Source organism: Kibdelosporangium aridum, from assembly GCF_900176515.1.
In the GTDB taxonomy this organism is placed as follows: domain Bacteria; phylum Actinomycetota; class Actinomycetes; order Mycobacteriales; family Pseudonocardiaceae; genus Kibdelosporangium; species Kibdelosporangium aridum.
The window spans coordinates 794,159-810,675 of record NZ_FWXV01000001.1 but is presented as its reverse complement, the minus strand read 5'-3'; the positions used below and the strand labels follow the sequence as shown (position 1 = coordinate 810,675).

Genomic DNA, 16,517 nt, shown 5'->3' with positions numbered 1-16,517 from the left:
CTCCCGCCCGATCGAACAGTGTAACTGCCCGGACACAAACCGTACTAGCTGCAGAACGGAGGTGACAGGAGATGCGCGGAAAGGACTGGTGAGCACCGACCGTGTGCCTCGCGCTCGCCAGACATCTATCGTCGCGAGGCCAGAATCATTACCGCTGGCGGGCGCGAAGCCACGAGACACCGACAAGGGCGGCAAATCCCGCACCACTGAGACCGGCCAACGCGACGGCGGTACTCGGGCTGACGGCGTCGGCGACAACGCCGCCCAACGCGATCGCGACACCTTGTGATGCCTGGACACCCGCACTGCCCAAGCCCACAGCGGTGCCCCGGCAATACTCGGGTACCCGCTTGACAAAAGCGGCCTGGGTTTCGATGAGGTACGCGGTCGACGCGACACCGGAAATCCCCCACAGCACGACGGAAATCAGCACACCGGGTTGCAGAAAGCAGAGGATGAGGGGAACCCCGGCGAGAATCGCGAACGGAACGAGCATGCGCTCCCGCGCCTGCTCGGTCATGCGGCCGGACAGCCACGCGCCAATAATGCTGCCCGCCGGATCGGCGGCCATCAGAAACCCGACGGCGGCAACCCCGGCCATGAGCTCGTCAGCGTAGGGCGCGGCAAGCCCCTCGGGCACAACGAAGAGACCGACCATCCACGCCAACACGATCAAGCTACGCAGCACAGGATCGCGCCAGATCATCCGTGCGACACCCGTCGTGCTTCTCGTGCGATCCGTCCCAGGACGACTGTTCACCGTCAGCCAGACCATGACCGCGGCCATCACGAACGTCGCCGCGTTGAACGCCAACACCGCGTAGGGACTCACGATGGTGAGCACCGCTCCCCCGGCCGCAAACCCCACGAGCTGAGCCAGCTGCGTGGAGATCGTCCGGATGGAGAGGCCTTGCACGTAATGCTGACCAAGCACTTGGTACATCAAGGAAAGCTGCGCGGCCTTGAACGGCCCACCCGCGAACGACAACAAGGCGACGAGGACACCGAGAACCGGCAACGGCAACCCCGGCACCGCCATGACAGCAGCCAAGAGCGCCCGGCACAGGTCGGTCGCAACGATCAACTCCCGCCTTCTGAACCGGTCGGCAAGACTCGCCAGGAACACGCTGCCCAACAGATTCGGCAGGAACGTCATCGCATAGCTGAGCGTCGTCCACGTCGCCGACCCCGTCTGCCGGTAGACAAGGACAGCGACAGCGACTCGCGCGAGCTGATCCCCACCGACCGACAACAGCTCGGCGAGCCACAACCCCCGGAACTCCCGCACGCGCAGCACAGCCGTCAACCGCACCCCACTGTCACCGCGCACAGTTTTGCACTGTAAACGGCGGACCGTGTTGCGTCGACTACCTACCGTGATAGATCTAAGGTCACCGCATGGACCTGGGGTGCGAGAGGTGCTACGGCGAGGACGCGGCGACTGTGATGGAGTACTGCGTCAAGAATCTCCAGACGACGCAGCGCATCGTGTCGGATTCGCACTTCGGCGTGTCGGTGCGGAAGTGTCCGGAGTGCGGGCAGCAGTTCGTGGCGATCTTCACCGAGTTCGTGGACTGGCAGGGCGGTGACGACGCGCAGTACTTCGACGTCGTGCCTGTCACGCCCATCGAGGCGAAGTACATTGTCGACGCCAAGGACCTGCTACGAGACCTCGGGACGCTCGGCAACCGCCGTCGGCGGGTCTCCTCCGACTGGCCGACGGGCGGCACCGAGCGGATCTCGTGGAAACGCGGCGAGTTCTACGTCCGTGAAGGTGATTAGGTTCCGTTGATCAGCCGGATCACTATGTCCAGGTCGAACTGTCCGGCTGTGCGAAGGGGTGGCGTTCCGGATGAGTACCCGCGAACACTGGATCTCGACGGCGGATCGGCTGCTCGAGGCGGCATGGCGGTGGGCGACGCCGGACAGCGCCCTGCTTGATCTGCCGGGGCGGCCGTCTAAGAGCGGTGTGCTGTCGGACGGGTTGGAAGGTTATGCCCGGACTTTCCTCGCTGCCGCGTTCCGGGCCGCGGGTACCCAGGACGACCGCTGGCTCGAGAGGTATGCGGAAGGCTTGCAGGCCGGGATGGGCGGTGCCTGGCCGAGGATCCAAGGTCACGATGTCTTCGGCCAGCCGATGGTGGAGTCCGCCTCGATTGCCTTGGGGCTCCGGCTTACCCGGCCGTGGCTGTGGGACAGGCTCGACGAAGCCACAAAAGACCAGGCTGAGGCCTGGTTGCGGGACGCGCTGACGAACGTCCCCGCGCCGAACAACTGGTACCTCTTCCCCTACACCGTCGCCGGGTTCCTGGAATCCGTTGGACGGGGCGACGCAGTCACGAAGCGCGCACGGGAGCGGGCGCTGGACCTGCTGGAGAGCTGGTACCGCGGGCAAGGTTGGTACTCCGACGGTGACGGACGGGCGTTCGACCACTACAACGGTTGGGCCCTGCACCTCTACCCCGTGCTCGACGCCTACCTGAACAACGAGGAAACCCATCACGGGGAACGGCTCAAGGAGCACCTGGAGAGCTTTTCCCTGCTGTTCGGGAAAGATGGCGCTCCGATCCACTTCGGACGTTCTCTCACCTACCGGTTCGCGGCCGCATCAGCGGTGGCGCTCGGTGCCGTCACCGGCCACACTCCCTTGACGCCCGGGCAGTCCCAAGGTCTGATCAACCGGTCGCTGAACTATTTCGAACGCTACGGCTCCATCGGCCAAGACGGTCTGCTCAGCCTCGGCTGGCACGGCCCGCACGAGCCCACGCTGCAGAACTACTCGGGTCCTGCCTCGCCGTACTGGGCATCGAAGGCCTTCGTGTGCCTGCTCGCCGCCGAAGACCATCCACTATGGACTGAGCAGGAGGAACCAATACCCGAGAAGACCCTGGCTGTTCCGGCTCCTGGGTTCCTGATCCAAGTGGCCGACGGGATCGCAAGGCTGCACAACCACGGCAGTGACCACGTCAAACCGCACGAAGGCGAGTCAGCCGCGGACGACGACCCACACTACTCAAGGCTGGCGTACTCCACGAAAACCGGACCGACAGCCAAGACCAACGTCGCGGACAACCACTTCAGTGTCGTGATCAACGGTGTCCACAGTGTCCGCAGGCGAATTCACCCCATCAACGCCAAGAGCAACTGGGCCGCCTCGTGGTATCGGCCGGTCTTTCCCAGCGGCCCGCCCATGGTTCCGGGCCTCAAGGTGGAAAGCGTCACCATCGCCCACGGCCGTTACGAACTACGGGTGCATCGGGTCCACAAAGCACCGCACCTCGCGAAAGTCCAGGAAACCGGCTGGGCCACCGAACTGCATTCCCAGCTCGTCCCCCTCCACGGCTGGACCGGCAAGGACGAAGTCCGCGCACCCCAAGGCACCGCCTACACACCGTGGGTACGAGTCCCGAGGCTGACCGCCGACGTCGAAGGCACTGCCATCTTCGCCGCCCTCGCCCTGCTCAGCGACAACGAAGAACCACCGCTGCAAGCAAGCGCACAAGCGACGCCGAACGGCCTTGAAGTCCACTGGTTCGGCCAGACCACAAGGATCACGTTCGGGGACAACGACATCCACGTGACCTAGCCGCCGGTCATTCCCTGCATCTCGGCCAGCCGAGGCTGCCGGGAGTCGAGCACCTGCTGGGCGAACGCCTTCGCCGCGGCGTTCTTGCCGTGGCTGAGTTCGTTCTCTGCCATGGTGATCGCGCCGCGGTGGTGCACGATCATCGTGTCCAGCCAGCGACTGGTGAACGCGTGTCCCGACAACCCGGTCAGCTCGTCCAGGTTCTTGATCTCGCCGGGCACCGAGCCCGCGTCGTCCGGCGATGATTCCCAGCGGCTCGCCCATTCGGCGAGCTGTGGGTTGAGTGCGCCTTGCTCGATCTGCGTGGCCAGCTTGATGACTTTGGCGTTGACCGTCCGGCCTTGGACAAGCCGTGCCGCCTCCACCGACTGGGCGTTGTGCGCGATCATCCGATGGGTGAAAAGCACGTCCGTCGAATTGTGGTCGACGGGCTCAGCGGCGCAGCCGGTCAGCACCAGTCCGAGGAGGACAAGGAGAACACGCACACCTCAAACACGGCCGGAACACGCGCTCGGTTCACGCCTGTACGGTCGGCGCGGGCTCTGGCGGCGGCGGTGCAGGTGTCTGCGTCGAGCCGTTGTTGCTCAGCATCACGAACAGAATGAACGACACCACCAGAACCGTGGCCACGAGTCGCACCAACGTGCCGAACTTGATCGCCATCCACATTTCCTCTGTCCCTCCTCGAATGCGGATACCACATCCCTCTAAGGCAACAACTCTCGTCCGTTCGAGGTGTGGACGACAGAGTCCAATTACTCTGTGTGTTGTGGGCCAGAAGACACCGGACGAGTACGCCCGGCTCTTGGATGAGTCGCGGCGCCGGGAGGCGTGGCTGCGTGCGTCCAATGAGATCACTGCTGCCTTGCTGGCCGGCAACGGATCTGACCTCGAACTGATCACGTCGCACGCCCGTAAGGTCGCGGGGGCACCGCTGGCCGCCATCGCGGTCGCCGACGAGGCGCACCCCGGCACTCTGGTCTTCCACGTGGTCGAGGGCGCCGAGCACCTGACCGGGACGTCGATCACCATCGAGGGCACGGCATCCGGCCTGGTCTTCGCCTCAGGCGAGGCGCTGTTGATCGACAACTACGGTGACGCTGCCGCGACCTTCCAGGGCGACAGCGGTTCGGTCGCGCCGTCGGATCTCAAAGGGCTCGGTTCGGCCGCGATCGTCCCGCTCAAAGCCGGTGAGGATGTCCTCGGCGTGCTGTTGTTGTGCCGGTTGCGGGACGAACCGCTGTTCGGTCAGTCCGACCTGGACTTGCTGGAGAACTTCGCCGCGCACGCGGCACTGGCGCTGCAGTACGCCGCCGCACGCGCCGACCAGCAGCGGCTCGTCGTGCTCGAGGATCGTGACCGGATCGCCAGGGACCTGCACGACCTGGTGATCCAGCGGATCTTCGCGACCGGGATGGCGTTGGAGGCGGCGGCTGCGGTGATCCCGGCTGATCCCGCGAACGCGACGGACCGCATCCGGCTGGCGGTCGACGATCTGGACATGACGATCCAGGAGATCCGCACGACCGTCTTCGCCCTGCAGCACCCGCCCACCGAGGGCCTGCGGTCGTTGGTCCTCCAGGCTGTCGAAGCCGCGGTGCCCGTACTCGGGTTCAAGGCGTCGGTGCGCTTCCGCGGCCCAGTGGACACATCGGTGCCCAGCGACGCAGTCGAGCAGATACTGCCCGTCCTCCGGGAAGCTTTGTCCAATGTGGCCAGGCATGCCCGGGCGACCACGGTGGCCATCGAGATCACAGCTGGTGACGAGCTGTCCCTGCGCGTGACAGACAACGGCGTCGGGATTCCCAAGGGCGGCCGTCGCAGCGGACTGAGCAATATGGCTTTCCGCGCACGTCGCCTAGGTGGCACCTTCTCCGTGACGCCTACCAACCCGGGTACGGCACTGCATTGGTGCGTGCCGCTCAGGTAATCAGGGTCGGCGACGGTTCTGGCGCAGCTCCGTGGCCAGTACAGCGGCTTGGGTACGGCGTCGCATGCCGAGCTTGGCCAGCAGGTTCGACACGTAGTTCTTCACGGTCTTCTCCGCGAGGAACAGCCGCTCGGCGATCTGCCGGTTCGTCATTCCCTCACCGATCAGCTCCAGCACCCTGCGTTCCTGCTCGGTGAGCTCGGCCAGCTTGTCGGTCGGCCCTTTGCGCAGCCGGGTCAGCACCTGGGTGGTGGCAGTGGGGTCGAGCAGCGAGCCGCCTTGCGCCACTGTCCGGATGGCGCGCACGAGGTCGCCACCGCGGACCTCCTTGAGCACGTATCCCGCCGCGCCCGCCATCACGGACTCGAACAAGGCCTCATCGTCGGAGTACGAGGTCAGCATCAGGCACTTCAGGTCGGGCATGTCCGCGCGCAGGTCACGGCACACCTGGACGCCGTCACCGTCCGGTAGCCGGACGTCGAGCACCGCGACATCCGGCTTCAGCAACGGCACCTTGGCCAGCGCTTCCGCCGCTGTCGACGCCTCGCCGACCACCGAGATATCCGGATTGGTGCCGAGTAGGGCGGCCACGCCCTTGCGGACTACTTCATGGTCGTCGAGCAGAAAAACCCGGATTGCCACCCGCCCACGGTAGTAGCCGAGGCTGCGTCAACGGAACTACGTTTGTCACACGAGTGGGGGGATCTGCGGCGAAGTCCCAGATAAATCGGATACAACACGCTGACAACAAGCGTGCGTCGCCAAGACTCCGCACCGAACCGGGCGCGGTGCACCAAGCCCCATACCAATCCGGGACCAGCAGTGCGGCGAGCCAGACATACGTTCCGGTCAGCAGCGTGACCGCGACGAGAGTACCGCTTATCACCGCGGGTGCGGACGCGGCATTGCACCGCACCCACGTTGCGTCCGCCGAAATAGCGGGCAACAAGGACCCTTACCGGATACTCCGGTGAGTCCAGCGCGAGAACCGATTCGAGCAGTGCGGGTTTCTGCTCGTGCGACGCCGGAATGACGATCCAGAAATGCAGGCCCGTGGTGTGTTCGGGCTGCCTTGGGCGTGGCCGCCGCCAGGCGAACACCGCCAGGACGACGTTGTACAGCGGCCATGCCAGCAGCAGGGCGACGGCGACGATTGTCATGGCCTTCATCGTGGGCGCAGGCGTGTCATCTGCGCCCGAGGCGATGTCCTCTAACCAATTAGGGACTTTCGACTCGGTTGCCACGGCCGTCGACCAGGCAAGATCTTGCGCAGCCGGCTGCTGACCTGCGCCGTGCGCCCGCGAGCGACAGCGCGGACGCCAGGCCTGGTCGGCCTTGAGAAAGGAATAGGAGGTGGGTCATCGTGGACTCCGCGGGACTGGAACTGCTCTCGGGGCAGGAGTGCTTCCGTTTGTTGGCAAAAGTCCCTGTCGGACGGGTCGTGTACACCGACCGCGCGCTGCCCGCCGTGCAGCCGGTCACGTTCGCACTGCGCGAGCAGGCCGTGATCATCCGCACGTCGGCACACAGCCGGCTCGCGCTCGCGACGCCCGGGAAGGTCGTCGCGTTCGAGGCAGACGAGTTCAAGGACAACGGTGTCCGTTGTGGATGGAGCGTTGTCGCGATCGGACACGCGGTGAAGGTCACCGACCCCGTGGAACTCGAAGCGGTCAGGCAGCTGGGGTTACGGGCGTGGGCCCCGGACGCTGAGGACTGCTACTTACGCATATCCGTCGAGATCGTCTCCGGCCGGAGGCTGCCCTCGTGAGTGACCGCCAGGCCCCGGCGTCAACTCACGAGGGCCTCACTTGACCGGCGCCACGATCCCGTACTCGTGGATCTTGCGGTACAGGGTGGCCCGTGACATGCCGAGCAGCCGGGCCGCCCTGTTCTTGTTGCCGTCCGCGTCCTCGAGGCTGTGCACGATCGCGTCCCGCTCGATCGACTCCAGCCGGTTCAGCGGCCGTCTGGCCACGGCACGGTATTCCGCTGGAAGGTCCGAAGGTTGGATGACCCCTGAGCGCTTGCGCCTGGCCACGTACTTCAGTACCTGGTAGAGCTGGGGAACGTTGCCCTGCCACGAAGAACGCATCAGCAGGTGCATCGCGGCCGGTGAGCAGGTCAGCTGCCCGCCTCGGCTGAGCCTGCTCAGCAACAGCGGCACGAGCTCGCGCAGGTCGTCGATGTGCCTGCGCAGCGGTGGGATCTGGACGGTCCGGGGGAAGAAGCCGAGCACGTCGCCGAGATCCACCGAGTCGTCGTCCACAGTGACCGCGACCCACATCCGGCTGCCCGAGGCACGCACTTGCGCCAGAACCGCGGCCAGATCACGCAGCGCCTGCGGTTCCAAGTGGTCCACGTGCCGGATGATCAACGAATCGACGGGGTCGTCCAGCAGATCGTGCCGGATCTGGGACACGCCGTCGACCACGTGCAGCCTGCCGGTGGGATTGCGGCGCTGGTGCACACACCGGGCCAAAGTGGACTTGCCGACGCCCCGCTCGCCTTCCAACGCAAGCCATTCCCCACGGGCGTAGGCCGCGTCGACCTCGTGGCAGGCCCGCAACCACAGCGTCGCCGAGCCGACCACGCCGGGCAGGAACATCGGCAACGGCACTGCGGAGATCCCCTCATCCTCCGTCTCAAGAAGCCGGACCCGCACGACATTGCCCGCGTCTCCGCCACGTGGTCCAGGAACCGCGCGGCACTCCATCCGGACCTTCGATCCCGTTGGCAGCACGACAGTCGCGCGACTCCGGCCGTCTGCCAACGCCTGGCTGGCGTGACCCAGCAACACCGCTTGGTCAGCCGGATCCAGCAGCCTGCGGGCCCGGTCGTTCATCATCACGACTTCTTCGTTGAACGCCAGCAAGATACCGGTCGTCCGGCGGCAGGCACGCAGATACGCCTGGAACAACGCCAGTTCCCTGATGTCGCTGTTGCCCAGCAAGGCCTGCCGGATCTGCTCGGCGGTGGTCCGCGCCAGCGCGATCAGCAACTGCCCGGCGTCCTTGCGCCAGCACGTCAGGTCGACCGCGCCGATTGTCTTGCCGGAGATCGGATCCTGGATCGGTACACCCGCGCACGCCAGGTTTTCCAGGTTCTCCGCGTAGTGCTCATGTCCGAACACGTGTGTGGGACGGCCGTCCTCCAACGCTGTACCGATTCCGTTCGTGCCCACGAATTGCTCGCCGTAGCTGAAACCCGGCGCCAGTTCGACGCTCTGCAGATGGCGGTGCAGATCAGGATCCCCAGTACGTTGCGTGAGCACCACACCGCGGGGATCGGTCAGAATCAGGCTCACCGGCTGGCCGTCGAGCTGCTCGCCGAGCCGTTCCAGCACCGGTTCGGCGGCCCGGATCAACGGCGTGTCGAGGTTCTGATCGGGGACGTACGGCAGATCGATCCGGTCCGCTGGCACGTGACTGTGCCTGGATCGCAGCCATGAAGCCAGTATCGGATCCCGCACCCGGTCCCGCTCGATTGACTCGGAGGTCAAGAACTGAACCCGGGTACGGGCGAGCCCATTCTCGTCGGCCGGCACTGGCCGTGCTTTCTCCACGCGAGTCCTCCTGCCCGCCGCCGCGAGCACGCTGCGTCCTCGACACAGAGTAATCCCAACCCGCCCGGCGAAGTGTCTCAAATTGAGACACCCGCCTCACGCGCGCGGGCGTGTGATGGGCAGATGGCCGAGGAGACCTACAACCCGTGGACCGTGGTCAACGTCGTCTTCCACCACCTCGTCGAGCAGGGTCTGCACCCCACGCTCGGCGAGTCCGGCCATCCGGGTGAACCTGCCGCGGCCTTGTTGCGTGCCTTCGGCATCCAACCGAGGGCCGAAGGCGATCTCCGCGCCGCTCAGAACGTTCAAGAACACCTGGCACAGCTGCGTGCCTCGATGTTCGAGCGGCCGTGAGGCGTCTCAAATTGAGACGCGTGACACCACTTGCCCAGGGTTGTAATCGCTGAGCAACCGGCGGGAAGGACGTGATCATGAGCCGCCAAAGTGTGGCCAGAGCCCACCAGAAGATCCAGGAACTGTCCTGGGAACCGGCGTACCACACGCCGGTGTCGCATTACGGGACCGACTACACCTTCCGCAAAGCCAAGAAGAAGGACCCGCTCAAGCAGGTCCTGCGGTCCTACTTCCCCATGCAGGAAGAAAAGGACCACCGGGTGTACGGCGCCGAGGACGGCGCGATCCGGGGCAACATGTTCCGGCAGGTCCAGGAACGCTGGCTGGAATGGCAGAAACTGTTCCTGAGCATCATCCCGCTGCCGGAGATCTCCGCGGCTCGTGCGATGCCGTTGCTGTTCCGCACGGTGCCCAACCCCGAGCTGCACAACGGACAGGCGATCCAGATGATCGACGAGGTACGGCACTCGACGATCCAGCAGAACCTCAAGCGCCTGTACATGAACAACTACATCGACCCGGCCGGCTTCAACTCCAGCCTGCGCAACTTCCAGAACGACTACTGCGGCACGATCGGCCGCCAGTTCGCCGAGGGCTTCATCACCGGTGACGCCATCACCGCGGCGAGCATCTACCTCACGATCGTGGCCGAAACCGCCTTCACCAACACACTTTTCGTCGCCATGCCAGCCGAGGCCGCGGCCAACGGCGACTACCTGCTGCCGACGGTGTTCCACTCGGTGCAGTCCGACGAGTCACGGCACATCAGCAATGGCTACGCCACCCTGCTGATGGCGTTGTCGGACGAGTCCAACCACCAACTGCTCGAGCGGGACCTGCGTTACGCGTGGTGGAACAACCACCGCGTGGTCGACGCGGCGATCGGCACGTTCATCGAGTACGGCACAAAGGACCGTCGCAAGGACAGGGAAAGCTACGCGGAGATGTGGCGCCGGTGGATCTACGACGACTACTACCGCAGCTACCTCGTGCCGCTGGAGAAGTACGGGCTGGTGATCCCGCACGACCTGATCGAGGAAGCCTGGAACCAGATCTGGAACAAGGGCTACGTGCACGAGGTGGCCCAGTTCTTCGCCACCGGGTGGCTGGCCAACTACTGGCGCATCGACCCGATGACGGACAAGGACTTCGAGTGGTTCGAGTACAAGTACCCGGGCTGGTACGACCGGTACGGCAAGTGGTGGGAGAACTACAACCGCTTGTCTGTCCCGAATGGACATCACCCGATCGTCGCCGAGAACGTCGACTACGTGTACCCGCACCGCTGCTGGACGTGCATGGTGCCATGCCTGGTCCGCGAGGACATGGTGGTGGACAAAGTGGACGGCCAGTGGCGGACGTACTGCCACGAGGCCTGCCGCTGGACCGACGCCGAGGCGTTCCGGCCGACCTTCCAGGGCCGCAGCACCCCGAACATGGGCCAGCTCATCGGCTCACGTGAATGGGAGACGCTGTACCACGGGTGGAACTGGGCGGATGTCGTTTCCGACATGGGCTTCGTGCGTGACGACGGCAAGACCATGGTCGCCCAGCCGCACCTGGACCTCGATCCGAAGAAGATGTGGACGTTGGACCACCTGCGCCGGATGCCCGAGGTACAGAGCCCGAACGTCCTGCTCAACCAGATGTCCGACGAACAACGCGCCGCGTTCGTCGCCGACTACAACCGGCAGGGTCCGGCCGGCCGTCCCGCCCCTGCTGACTAGTCATGGGCGAGAAGCACAAGGTTCGCTTCGAGCCGGTCGGCGTGGAGATCGAGGTCGACGAGGACCAGACGATCCTGCGCGCCGCGGCCGAGCAGGGCGTCATGCTGATGCACGGCTGCAAGGAGGGCCAGTGTGCCGCCTGCAAGTCGTTCATCCTCGACGGCGATGACGTCGAGCACGACCGGTACTCCACGTTCGCGTTGCCCGACTACGAAAAGGAAGAAGGCTTCACGCTGCTGTGCCGGGCGCACGCGTACGAGGACCTGACGATCGAGTTGCTCAACTACGACGAGGAAATGATCCATTCGGGCCTGCCCATCCAGCAGGCCCGGGTGGAGGTCGTGTCGAAGGACCGGGTCACCCACGACATGCGGCACCTGGTCGTGCGGTTGATCGAGCCGCGGACGCTGAAGTTCTTCCCAGGGCAGTACGTGGACTTCGCGATCCCCGGCAAGGACGAGACCCGGTCCTTCTCCATGGCGAACACGTCGAGCGGGCCGGACGGGCTGCTCGAGTTCGTGGTCAGGATCTACCCCGGCGGCCTGTTCTCGCAGTTCCTGGACACCGAAGTCGCGGTCGGTGACCAGCTCGAGATCACCGGGCCGTTCGGGGTGTTCACGTTGCGCGACGCCCCTGGCGCGGACATCGTCTTCGTCGGTGGCGGCGCGGGTATGGCACCGATCCTTGCGCTGCTGCGATCGATGGCGGAGCGCGGTATCGACCGCAAGGCGACGTTCTACTACGGCGCCAGGCGGCGCAAGGACCTGTGCTTCACCGACGAACTGGCCGAGCTGGCCGCGAAGTTGCCCGGATTCCGGTACGTACCCGCCCTGTCCGAACCGGAGGACGGCGAGGACTGGGCCGGCGAGGTCGGCTTGATCACGGACGTCGTGCGGCGGCTGGAACGCAATCTCACCAGCGCCGACGCATACGTCTGCGGGCCGCCGCCGATGGTCGAGGCCGCGCTCGAACTACTGCCCGTGCTCGGCGTGGCCGAGAAGCGAATCTTCTACGACAAGTTCACCACGACCGGTGAAGCGGAGGACCGATGACATCAACCCAGGAGCATGCGGTTCATCAGCGCAGCGTCCCGAAGCCCGTCTTCACCGACGCCGAGGCGGGCGCGAAGGTGTTCCCCGACTCCAGCGCACGCCAGTTCAACTACTTCACCCCGGCCAAACGCAAGCAGAGCCACTACGAGGACGTCACCGTCGAAGTGCAGCCGGACCCACGGCACTACTTGTCCCAAGGCTGGCTGTACGGCTTCGCCGACGGCAAGGGCGGTTACCCTCTCGAATGGACAGTCCTCAAAGCCTGGGGAACGGACAAGCCAGAACCCGAACGAGGTCCAGGATCGGGCGGCAAGGGCTACGACTGGCCCGCACACGGCTGGCACGAATTCCGTGACCCCAACGAGGAATGGGAACTGACGCTCTACCGGTACAACTCCAATGTGGTCCGTCAGCTCAACCAGAACATCGAGGCGGCCCGCCAGGCCAAGGCGTTCGACCAGTGGAACCGCAACTGGGTGCAGTTCGTGGCACAGCACGTGGGTGCGTGGATGCACGTGGACCACGGCCTCGGGCTGTACCTGTTCGCCAACGCCAACCGCAGGGCGCCGACGAACATGCACAACAACGCGATCTCGGTGAACAGCATGCACCGGATCCGGGCGGCACAGGACCTCGCGCTGTACAACCTGACACTCAGCGAGGAACTGGCGGACTTCGACGGCAGCGCACACCTGGAGACGTGGAACAACGACCAGGTCTGGCAGGGCGTACGGGAGACCGCCGAAGAGCTCACCGGGATCTGGGACTGGTGTGAGGCGATCTTCGCGGCGAACATCGTGTTCGAGCCGTTGGTCGGCGAGATGTTCCGCAGCAACCTCGTCCAGCAGGCCGCACCGTCCAATGGGGACTTCATCACGCCGACGCTGATCGGCGCGGAGGAGTACGACTACGCCGAACGGGACCTGCGCTACACCAAGCCGATGTTCCGGCTGCTCGTCGACGACAAGCAGTTCGGCGCGGAGAACAAGAAGATCATGCAGCAGTGGCTGTCCACGTGGGTGCCTCGCTGCATCAAGGCCGTGCGCACGTTGCAGCCGCTGTGGTCGCAGCCGGACGCGTTGCCGCCGCGGTTCGAGGACGGCCTAGACCGGGCCAAGAGCCGTTTCACCGCCATCCTCACCGAACTGGACCTGCAAGCGCCGAAGGAGTTGGGCCAGTGACCGCGACGCAAGATCGCTTTCAGCGCAACAACACCGCGTCCAACATGTGCGGCTTCACCCTGATGAACAACCAGGTCGGCGCGATCGTCGCCGAAGTGATGCGGCACAAGGACAACGTCACCATCACACCGTTGCCGTCGATGATCCGGGTCGACGCGGTCGGCCGGATGGACGTGGTCTACGCCGAGATCGACGAGGCCGCCGGAGAGGAGGAAGGCTGGTTCAACGCCGCGGAGTTCGAAGAGAGCATGTCGACGCACTACGGCCGGATGATCCACGAGGACGACCGGACGATCATGTTCGCCAACCCCGAGGACGCCGCCGAGTACCTCGATTTCGACCTCGTAGCCCGTAGTTAGGAAGTCGCTGTGTACGAGAAAGATGGCGAGAAGTATTTCGTTGTCGACGGCCACACCCACTTCTGGGACGCCAGTCCGGAGAACTGGGTGGCAGGCCAGGAGCAGTACGCCAAGGGCTGGATCGAGTGCTTCCACGCCTACCAGGGCCTTGGCCCCGCCGAGACCCATTGGTCCATCGAGGAGTTCATGAAGTACTCGGAAGAAAGGATGATGAAGGACCTGTTCGACGAAGGGCACGTCGACATCGCCATCTTCCAGCCGACGAACCTGCGGCAGTGGTACAAGGAAGGGTTCAACACCACCGAGGCCGACGGTGCCATGGCCGAACGGCACCCCGGCAAGTTCATCGTCAACACCACATGGGACCCACGCGAAGGAGATGACGGCCTCAAGGGGCTCGAAGAACGCGCGAAGCGCTGGGGCTGCAAGGGAGTCAAGCTCTACACCGCCGAGTGGCGCGGTGACTCCCGCGGCTGGAGCCTGAAGTCCCCGGAGTCCGCCCGGTATCTGGAGAAGTGCCAGGAACTGGGGATCAAGAACATCCACGTCCACAAGGGCCCGACGATCTGGCCGCTGGACAAGGACGCGTTCGACGTGTCCGATGTGGATTACGCGGCGACCAACTTCCCCGAGCTGAACTTCATCGTGGAACACGTCGGCCTGCCGCGGATCGAGGACTTCTGCTTCATGGCCACCCAGGAACCCAACGTGTACGCGGGTCTCGCGGTGGTCGTCGGCGGTCTGATGCACGCCCGGCCTCGGTTCTTCGCCAAGGTGATGGGCGAACTGATGTTCTGGCTCGGCGAGGACCGGCTGATCTTCGGCGCGGACTACGCGATCTGGGAACCACGGTGGCAGGTCGAGGGATTCGTCGACTGGCAGATGCCGGACGGCGAGGAGTTCTCCGATTACGGCAAGCTCAACACGACCGTGAAGAAGAAGATCCTCGGCCTCAACGCGGCCCGGTTGTACGACATCGACATTCCGGCCGAGCTGCAGCCTGAGGCGAAGCCAACAGTTGAGCCCGTTGGCGTTTCGCAATGACTGGCGCGCTCACCGCCCAGACGGCCTTGCACGGGGCCGTCTGGGCCGGGCTCGGCACTGTGCTGGACCCCGAACTCGACGAACCGCTGACCGACCTGGGTTTCGTCAAACACTGCTGGGTCTCGCCAGCGGGCAAGGCCGTGGTGCGGCTGCGGCTCCCGACCTATTTCTGTGCTCCGAACTTCGCGTTCCTGATGGTGGCCGACGCCTATGACGCAGTGCGTTCCGTGCCGGGCGTGACCTCTGTCGACGTGAGACTGATCGATCACTTCGCATCCGACGTGATCAACAACGGCGTCGCCGCGCGCAAGGGTTTCGTGCGATCCTTCGAAGGCGAGGCTGTCGAGGAACTTGATTCCTTGCGTGCCGACTTTCTGCGCAGGGCCGTGCTGGCCGGTACCGATCGCGTGTGCCGGTCCCTGCGTAAGTCCCCTGTGGAGCTTGCCGGGATGACTCTCGGCGACGCTCCGGCGGGCCCGGACCTGGAGAGGTTGCGGGACCGCAGGCGAGAGCTTGGTCTGCCGTGCACAGACCGGGATCCGCTGCTCATCGACCCGGCCGACGGTTCGCCCATCCCGATGGGGAACCTGCGCAGGCATCTCGGGCTCGCCCGGGTGACGAGGGTCAGTCAGGAAGCCAATTCCGGAGTGTGCCGAGGCATGCTGCGGGCGAGATACCCGGAGGACGAGACATGAAGGCCGTCCGGCTGCATGCTTATCACCAGCAGCCCGTCGTGCAGGACGTGCCGGAACCGACGATCACAGGACCGTTCGACGTGGTGGTCAGGATCGGTGGGGCCGGGGTGTGCCGTACCGACCTGCACATCATCGAGGAACAGTGGGCGGAGAAGTCCGGCGTTCAGCTGCCTTACACGATCGGGCACGAGAACGCGGGCTGGGTCCACGAAGTGGGCTCCGCTGTGTCCAATGTGGCCGTCGGGGACACCGTGATCCTGCACCCGACCCCGACGTGCGGCCTGTGTCACGCGTGCCGCGCGGGCAACGACATGCATTGTGAGAACAGCACTTTCCCAGGGATCAACACCGATGGTGGCATGGCCGAGTACCTGCTGACGTCCGCACGTGCCTGCATCAAGTTGAACCCATCCACGCGGCCTGAGGATGTGGCAGCGCTCGCGGACGCGGGAATCACGGCTTATCACGCGGTCCGCAAGGCCGTTCCGCTGCTGTACCCCGGCACGACGTGCGTCGTGAACGGAGCCGGTGGCCTCGGCCATATCGGTATCCAAGCGCTTGCTGCGCTGACAGCTACGAACATCATCGTGGTGGACCGCAACGAAGACGCGTTGAAACTCGCGTCCTCTTTGGGCGCCGAACACACTGTTGTGGCCGACGGCAAGCACGTCGAAGCCGTGCTCGACCTGACCGGCGGCCACGGCGCCGAAGTCGTGCTTGATTTCGTCGCCGAGCAAGGCGCGCAACAGGATGCGTTCGCGATGACACGACGCAACGGATCGCATTTCGTGATCGGGTACGGCAGCAACATCGACATCCCGACCATCGACATCATCTCCACCGAACGGAACGTGATCGGCAACCTGGTCGGCACGTACAACGACCTCGCCGAGCTGATGGTGCTCGCCCAGGCGGGCAAAGTCACCTTGCACACCAAGCAGTATCCCCTCGACGCCGCGCTCGACGCGCTGGCCGACCTCGACGCAGGCCGGGTCCGCGGCCGTGCGATCCTCACGCCCTAAGGAGT

Annotated in this window: 17 protein-coding genes; 12 read left to right on the top strand and 5 right to left on the bottom strand. The window is 65.0% G+C overall.

The genetic code is table 11. The features are described 5' to 3' along the window. Nucleotides 1-148 precede the first annotated feature (148 nt). Complete coding sequence (locus B9C43_RS03240) at nt 149-1,330, bottom strand: MFS transporter (protein ID WP_160096281.1); 1,182 nt, start codon at nt 1,328-1,330, stop codon at nt 149-151. A 68-nt stretch (nt 1,331-1,398) separates the two neighbouring features. Here B9C43_RS03240 and B9C43_RS03235 point away from each other — a divergent pair, with 68 nt between their 5' ends. Together B9C43_RS03235 and B9C43_RS03230 are read left to right on the top strand one after the other, a co-directional pair. Next, nucleotides 1,399-1,782: a hypothetical protein gene (locus B9C43_RS03235; RefSeq protein ID WP_084424501.1), complete on the top strand. Its 384-nt coding sequence runs from the start codon at nt 1,399-1,401 to the stop codon at nt 1,780-1,782. Nucleotides 1,783-1,852: 70 nt separating this feature from the next. Then, a complete protein-coding gene (locus B9C43_RS03230) occupies nt 1,853-3,586 on the top strand; it encodes a DUF2264 domain-containing protein (protein WP_084425559.1) in 1,734 nt (577 codons plus the stop codon). On the opposite strand, the gene B9C43_RS03225 is transcribed toward B9C43_RS03230, so the two are convergent. Continuing rightward, nucleotides 3,583-4,071, bottom strand: coding sequence for a DUF305 domain-containing protein (locus B9C43_RS03225; protein WP_084424500.1), 489 nt, complete (start codon nt 4,069-4,071; stop codon nt 3,583-3,585). The two genes, B9C43_RS03230 and B9C43_RS03225, sit on opposite strands and share 4 nt — an antisense overlap. Before the next feature lie 31 nt (nt 4,072-4,102). Beyond that, nucleotides 4,103-4,249, bottom strand: coding sequence for a hypothetical protein (locus B9C43_RS56575; protein ID WP_160096279.1), 147 nt, complete (start codon nt 4,247-4,249; stop codon nt 4,103-4,105). Between the two features lie 106 nt (nt 4,250-4,355). Between B9C43_RS56575 and B9C43_RS58325 the strand changes: the two genes are divergently transcribed. Continuing rightward, nucleotides 4,356-5,516: a GAF domain-containing sensor histidine kinase gene (locus B9C43_RS58325; protein WP_160096277.1), complete on the top strand. Its 1,161-nt coding sequence runs from the start codon at nt 4,356-4,358 to the stop codon at nt 5,514-5,516. Here B9C43_RS58325 and B9C43_RS03215 read toward each other — a convergent pair whose 3' ends face one another. After that, a complete protein-coding gene (locus B9C43_RS03215; protein WP_084424498.1) occupies nt 5,517-6,158 on the bottom strand; it encodes a response regulator in 642 nt (213 codons plus the stop codon). It lies immediately after the preceding gene. Nucleotides 6,159-6,879: 721 nt separating this feature from the next. Here B9C43_RS03215 and B9C43_RS03210 point away from each other — a divergent pair. Next, nucleotides 6,880-7,284, top strand: coding sequence for a pyridoxamine 5'-phosphate oxidase family protein (locus tag B9C43_RS03210; RefSeq protein ID WP_200825410.1), 405 nt, complete (start codon nt 6,880-6,882; stop codon nt 7,282-7,284). 36 nt (nt 7,285-7,320) lie between these two features. Here B9C43_RS03210 and B9C43_RS03205 read toward each other — a convergent pair whose 3' ends face one another. Then, nucleotides 7,321-9,078 carry a sigma-54-dependent Fis family transcriptional regulator gene (locus tag B9C43_RS03205; RefSeq protein ID WP_084424497.1) on the bottom strand — a complete coding sequence of 586 codons (1,758 nt, stop codon included), beginning with the start codon at nt 9,076-9,078 and terminating at the stop codon, nt 7,321-7,323. A 123-nt stretch (nt 9,079-9,201) separates the two neighbouring features. Between B9C43_RS03205 and B9C43_RS03200 the strand changes: the two genes are divergently transcribed. From B9C43_RS03200 to B9C43_RS03165, 8 genes are all read left to right on the top strand, one after another. Beyond that, nucleotides 9,202-9,432: a hypothetical protein gene (locus B9C43_RS03200; RefSeq protein ID WP_033379812.1), complete on the top strand. Its 231-nt coding sequence runs from the start codon at nt 9,202-9,204 to the stop codon at nt 9,430-9,432. Nucleotides 9,433-9,509: 77 nt separating this feature from the next. Beyond that, nucleotides 9,510-11,159, top strand: a complete 1,650-nt coding sequence (locus B9C43_RS03195) for a ferritin family protein (protein ID WP_143446074.1) — start codon at nt 9,510-9,512, stop codon at nt 11,157-11,159. Between the two features lie 2 nt (nt 11,160-11,161). After that, nucleotides 11,162-12,211 (top strand): NADH:ubiquinone reductase (Na(+)-transporting) subunit F, encoded by a 1,050-nt coding sequence (locus tag B9C43_RS03190; protein WP_084424496.1) that lies wholly within the window; start codon nt 11,162-11,164, stop codon nt 12,209-12,211. Then, a complete protein-coding gene (locus B9C43_RS03185) occupies nt 12,208-13,392 on the top strand; it encodes a ferritin family protein (protein ID WP_084424495.1) in 1,185 nt (394 codons plus the stop codon). The genes B9C43_RS03190 and B9C43_RS03185 overlap by 4 nt, the downstream gene beginning before the upstream one ends. After that, nucleotides 13,389-13,751 (top strand): propane 2-monooxygenase effector subunit MimD, encoded by a 363-nt coding sequence (gene mimD / locus B9C43_RS03180; protein WP_033379815.1) that lies wholly within the window; start codon nt 13,389-13,391, stop codon nt 13,749-13,751. Before B9C43_RS03185 ends, mimD begins: the two co-directional genes overlap by 4 nt. Nucleotides 13,752-13,760: 9 nt before the next feature. Then, complete coding sequence (locus tag B9C43_RS03175) at nt 13,761-14,795, top strand: amidohydrolase family protein (RefSeq protein ID WP_084424494.1); 1,035 nt, start codon at nt 13,761-13,763, stop codon at nt 14,793-14,795. After that, nucleotides 14,792-15,490 (top strand): iron-sulfur cluster assembly protein, encoded by a 699-nt coding sequence (locus B9C43_RS03170; RefSeq protein ID WP_084424493.1) that lies wholly within the window; start codon nt 14,792-14,794, stop codon nt 15,488-15,490. The genes B9C43_RS03175 and B9C43_RS03170 overlap by 4 nt, the downstream gene beginning before the upstream one ends. Beyond that, entirely contained in the window at nt 15,487-16,512 is a 1,026-nt protein-coding gene (locus B9C43_RS03165) for an NAD(P)-dependent alcohol dehydrogenase (protein ID WP_084424492.1), read from the top strand. Before B9C43_RS03170 ends, B9C43_RS03165 begins: the two co-directional genes overlap by 4 nt. Nucleotides 16,513-16,517: the final 5 nt, after the last annotated feature.

What these genes read in the sequence shown, in the direction of transcription:
- B9C43_RS03235 (WP_084424501.1), top strand. Translation starts at nt 1,399, where the DNA reads ATGGACCTGGGGTGCGAGAGGTGCTACGGCGAGGACGCGGCGACTGTG.
- B9C43_RS03230 (WP_084425559.1), top strand. Translation starts at nt 1,853, where the DNA reads ATGAGTACCCGCGAACACTGGATCTCGACGGCGGATCGGCTGCTCGAG.
- B9C43_RS56575 (WP_160096279.1), bottom strand. Translation starts at nt 4,249, where the DNA reads ATGGCGATCAAGTTCGGCACGTTGGTGCGACTCGTGGCCACGGTTCTG.
- B9C43_RS03200 (WP_033379812.1), top strand. Translation starts at nt 9,202, where the DNA reads ATGGCCGAGGAGACCTACAACCCGTGGACCGTGGTCAACGTCGTCTTC.
- B9C43_RS03195 (WP_143446074.1), top strand. Translation starts at nt 9,510, where the DNA reads ATGAGCCGCCAAAGTGTGGCCAGAGCCCACCAGAAGATCCAGGAACTG.
- B9C43_RS03190 (WP_084424496.1), top strand. Translation starts at nt 11,162, where the DNA reads ATGGGCGAGAAGCACAAGGTTCGCTTCGAGCCGGTCGGCGTGGAGATC.
- B9C43_RS03185 (WP_084424495.1), top strand. Translation starts at nt 12,208, where the DNA reads ATGACATCAACCCAGGAGCATGCGGTTCATCAGCGCAGCGTCCCGAAG.
- B9C43_RS03170 (WP_084424493.1), top strand. Translation starts at nt 14,792, where the DNA reads ATGACTGGCGCGCTCACCGCCCAGACGGCCTTGCACGGGGCCGTCTGG.
- B9C43_RS03165 (WP_084424492.1), top strand. Translation starts at nt 15,487, where the DNA reads ATGAAGGCCGTCCGGCTGCATGCTTATCACCAGCAGCCCGTCGTGCAG.